This window comes from Salipiger sp. HF18 (genome assembly GCF_011806505.1).
Lineage (GTDB): Bacteria > Pseudomonadota > Alphaproteobacteria > Rhodobacterales > Rhodobacteraceae > Salipiger > Salipiger thiooxidans.
This window is the reverse complement of record NZ_JAATOS010000643.1, coordinates 1-1,936: the sequence shown is the minus strand read 5'-3', so window position 1 is coordinate 1,936 and position 1,936 is coordinate 1. Positions and strand designations below refer to the sequence as shown.

Sequence of the window (1,936 nt, the reverse complement as noted above, 5' to 3'; positions counted from 1 at the left end):
CCGCTCACCGAAACCTTCCAGGCGCTGTGGTCCCGTCCCATCGAGGGCGAGCCGCGCGCGCTCGACATCATCCTGCACCCCCACGAGGGAGACCCCGCATGAGCTTCGATCACCCCCACAACCGCGACATCGCCAGCTGCCGCTTCGTTCTGGCGACGGACCTCGACGGCACCTTCCTCGGCGGCTCCGAGGAGGACCGCGCCCGGCTCTACGACTGGATCGAGGCGAACCGCGACACCATCGGCCTGATCTTCGTCACCGGCCGCGACCCCAAGTTCATCGGCGAGCTTTGCGACGGCGGCGTGCCGTGGCCCGAGTACGTCGTGGGTGACGTCGGCACCACCATCGCCCGCGTTCAGGATGGCACCATCCATCCCATCGAGCCGCTCGAGGTCGAGATCGCCGAGACCTGGGGCAACGCCGGCGACAAGGTGCGCGACGCGCTGCATGGCCACCCCGGCCTGACGCTGCAGCCTACCGATTTCCGCTACCGCGTGAGCTACGATCTCGATGCCGAGGCCTTCGACTCAAGCGCCCATGACAAGGTGCGCGACATGGGCCACGACCCGCTGGTCTCGGACAACCGCTATTTCGACGTCCTGCCCCGCGGCATCTCGAAGGGTCCGTCGCTGCGCCGCCTCGTCACCCATCTGGGCATCGAGGAAGGCCGTGTGCTCGCCGCCGGCGACACGCTGAACGATCTCTCGATGCTGCAATGCGGGCTTCAGGCCGTCGCCGTAGGCGGCGCCGAGGAAGCTCTGCTCAACGAGGTCTCGGGCCTGCCTCATGTCCACACCGCCGAAGCCATCGGCGCTGCGGGCATTCTCGAGGCGGTCGAGGCCTTCAACCTCCACCCCCTTCCGAAAGGAGCGTGATCCATGTCCAGCGATCTGGTTATCGTCTATCACCGACAGCCCTATGAAGAGGTTGAGGTCAACGGCAAGACCGAGTACCGTGAGAACAAGAGCCCGAACGGCATCGTGCCCACGCTGAAGAGCTTCTTCGGCAAGGTCGAAAACGCCGCATGGGTGGCCTGGAAAGAGGCCGAGGACACCTCGAACCCCGGTTTCGACCGCGTCGTCGAGATCGAGGACAGCTTCGGCAAGTACACGGTCTCGCGCCTGCCGCTGACCAAGGAGCAGGTGCGCAGCTTCTACCACATCACCTCGAAAGAGGCGTTCTGGCCGATCCTGCACGGGTTCAAGGAAAAGTATAACTACGACCCCGTGGACTGGCCGACCTTCAAGGAAGTGAACTGGGCTTTCGCCGAGGCCGCCGTCTGGGTGCACGACTACAACCTGTGGCTCGTCCCCGGCTACCTGCGCCAGCTCCGCCCCGATCTGCGCATCTCGTTCTATCACCACACACCCTTCCCCAACGCCGACATGTTCAACGTGCTGCCGTGGCGGGGCGAGATCATCGACTCGCTGCTTTCGGCGGACGTGGTGGGCTTCCACATCCCGCGCTATGCCTCGAACTTCGTGGGCTGCGTGCGCTCGCTCCGCGACGTGGGCAACGTGCCGCGGGTCAAGGTGACCGAGGACCTGATCGCCGAGGGCTCGGCGCTGTCGGACCGCACGGTCCCGACAGAGATCCACACCGACGATCGCGTGGTGCAGCTGGGCGTGACGCCGGTGGGTGTCGACGTCGGCTACATCAGCCAGCTCGCCGAGACCGAGGAGACCAAGGCACTGGCCAAGCGCTTCCGGGCCGAGGTCGGTGACAGCACCATGATCCTCTCGGTCGGGCGCACCGACTACACCAAGGGCGGCGCCGACCAGCTGCTGGCCTTCGAGCGCCTGCTCGAGCGGCGGCCCGAGCTGCGCGGCACCGTCCGGCTGCTGCACGTCTCGGTGTCTGCCAACCGCAACATGACGGTCTACGAGCCGATCCAGCGCGAGTTGGAAGAGATCGCCGGCCGCATCAACGGCCGCTT

At 66.1% G+C, this 1,936-nt stretch carries 2 protein-coding genes; both read left to right on the top strand.

From position 1 onward, the window contains the following. Nucleotides 1-98 precede the first annotated feature (98 nt). Nucleotides 99-875 (top strand): HAD-IIB family hydrolase, encoded by a 777-nt coding sequence (locus HC022_RS25315; RefSeq protein WP_167454231.1) that lies wholly within the window; start codon nt 99-101, stop codon nt 873-875. Nucleotides 876-878: 3 nt separating this feature from the next. Then, the coding region (locus HC022_RS25310; protein WP_167454230.1) for a trehalose-6-phosphate synthase at nt 879-1,936 on the top strand (1,058 nt) is incomplete at its 3' end.